Annotated in this window: 3 protein-coding genes; 1 reads left to right on the top strand and 2 read right to left on the bottom strand. The window is 27.7% G+C overall.

Going from position 1 to position 1779, the window contains the following annotated elements:
- Positions 1-88: 88 nt before the first annotated feature.
- Together EG2_RS18115 and EG2_RS18120 are read right to left on the bottom strand one after the other, a co-directional pair.
- Positions 89-868 (bottom strand): DUF2812 domain-containing protein, encoded by a 780-nt coding sequence (locus EG2_RS18115; RefSeq protein ID WP_060815719.1) that lies wholly within the window; start codon positions 866-868, stop codon positions 89-91.
- Positions 869-873: 5 nt separating this feature from the next.
- The gene (locus EG2_RS18120) at positions 874-1170 is read right to left on the bottom strand and encodes a PadR family transcriptional regulator (RefSeq protein WP_060815721.1); all 297 of its coding nucleotides are present in this window, start codon (positions 1168-1170) and stop codon (positions 874-876) included.
- Between the two features lie 359 nt (positions 1171-1529).
- Here EG2_RS18120 and EG2_RS18125 point away from each other — a divergent pair, with 359 nt between their 5' ends.
- Complete coding sequence (locus EG2_RS18125; RefSeq protein WP_060815723.1) at positions 1530-1733, top strand: hypothetical protein; 204 nt, start codon at positions 1530-1532, stop codon at positions 1731-1733.
- Positions 1734-1779 lie beyond the last annotated feature (46 nt).

A 1779-nucleotide genomic window follows, 5' to 3' on the forward strand; every position in this document is an offset into this window, starting at 1 on the left:
AAAAAAATCAGCATTCAATCACATAGTTAGGATTGAATGCCGATTTACTTATATTCTACGTATAGTTTTAGTGTATTTTTATTTTTTATCACCAATAACCAATTGGGAACAGCCCTAAATTTGAAGTTATTTGTATTCGCTCAATTGGTATACTCAAGTAACTTGAAATCTCGTTTTTTAAAACTTCCTCGGAAAAACTTGATGAGAGTCGGAAATAATGACTTGTTTGTTTGGTTGTAACGTATCTCCAATGTCCTAATGCACTTAAATTTTTTTCAAGATTAGGCTTTTCTTTGCTGTTTGTAGTAATTATTACTGTAATTTCAGGAGAAAAAACATTTTCCTCATCTCCTAAATCATCTAACCTATTAGAAATCTTCTTGGAAAAAATGAAAATTATTAACCATACTAAAAACATGCAAAAAATAGTAAAACTTCCAAATAAATTGGGCATATCGTTAATAGTTAAAAAGAACCATAATAAAATTAGCACCACAGAAGAAATTATGTTAATTGTTAATAACCTATTTTTTAATTTTGTTAGATAATCAATTTCAATATCGTCAGTGTCGTTTAGTATCTTTAAGTGACCCTTTTGAGAATCTATATAACTGTATATTGCTTTGTAATTTGTTAATACTAATTTTTTAGCAAGCATTTTTTTTATACATTTATTATTTTCCAATTTGAAATCATCTGAATCCTTTTCGTATTCTATTTGTAAAGTTGTATCTTTAATACTACTATCTTTTTCAAATGTATAAAAATTGAAATGTATTTTTTCTAAAGCGTAACCGCTATCTTTTTGTTTATTTATAAATTTTTTTTCCGCAGAGCTTCCTTTAAAAAAAATTCTGAATAATTTCATATTGATTACACCCTTTCTTTTACAATATTACTTATTAACTCAAAAAAATTAATTTGTTCTTTTAGCAATTTTTTTCCGGAATCTGTTAGTATATATTTTTTCTTATTATCAGATTCAGAAATTAAATCAATGTAACCATTTTCTAAAAAATAAGACAAACTACGGTACATAGTTGCTGGACCAACACTTACTAAATTATTAGTTTTTGTTTCTATGATTTTCATAATTTCATAACCATGTGAAGGCCTTTGCAATACCCACAGAAGCAAAAAATTAGAGTAACTTAAAGGAATATTATCCATAACAATTCTCCTTTCTTTTCTTAATTATATATCCAAAGAGGATATATTTCAAGTGGTTATATCTTAGGCGGATATGTTCTAATAAGACAATTCCTCACATAAAAAACGAGCAACTTTCCGCACTCCATATAAATTCTTTGAAACCGTAGTATTATATTAAAAAAGAATAACAAAAAAATTGTATTATCAGCAAACTCAATATTTACAATAAAAACTACCTACTTTTCTTTTTATAAAAATACTCTATTAGTGTACTTAACAGGGATGCGAAACACTGAAAAGGTTTACAAAAATAATGATTAGGTTTAAAATTAAGGTGCAAGCTTGCTAGAAATTAAAACTTAAAGGAGGTGGTCTGAATGGAGAATTATTTCAATATCGACGATTTTGAACTCGAAGTGATTGAAGAAGAAGAAATGTTGGAATCTATTGGTGGTAAAGGAGGTAATACTTCCTATACTGTAAGTCCACAAACTCCAAGTATAATTTCAGCATTTACTGGATTTACTTCCGGAAGAAATTGCTGTCATGCCAATACATGTACAGAAATGGGCTGTTGCTAATACTATAAAGGAATCTTGGCAGCAGTCAAGATTCCTTTTCTTTTGG

It is taken from the genome of Enterococcus gallinarum NBRC 100675, from assembly GCF_001544275.1.
In the GTDB taxonomy this organism is placed as follows: Bacteria; Bacillota; Bacilli; order Lactobacillales; family Enterococcaceae; genus Enterococcus_D; species Enterococcus_D gallinarum.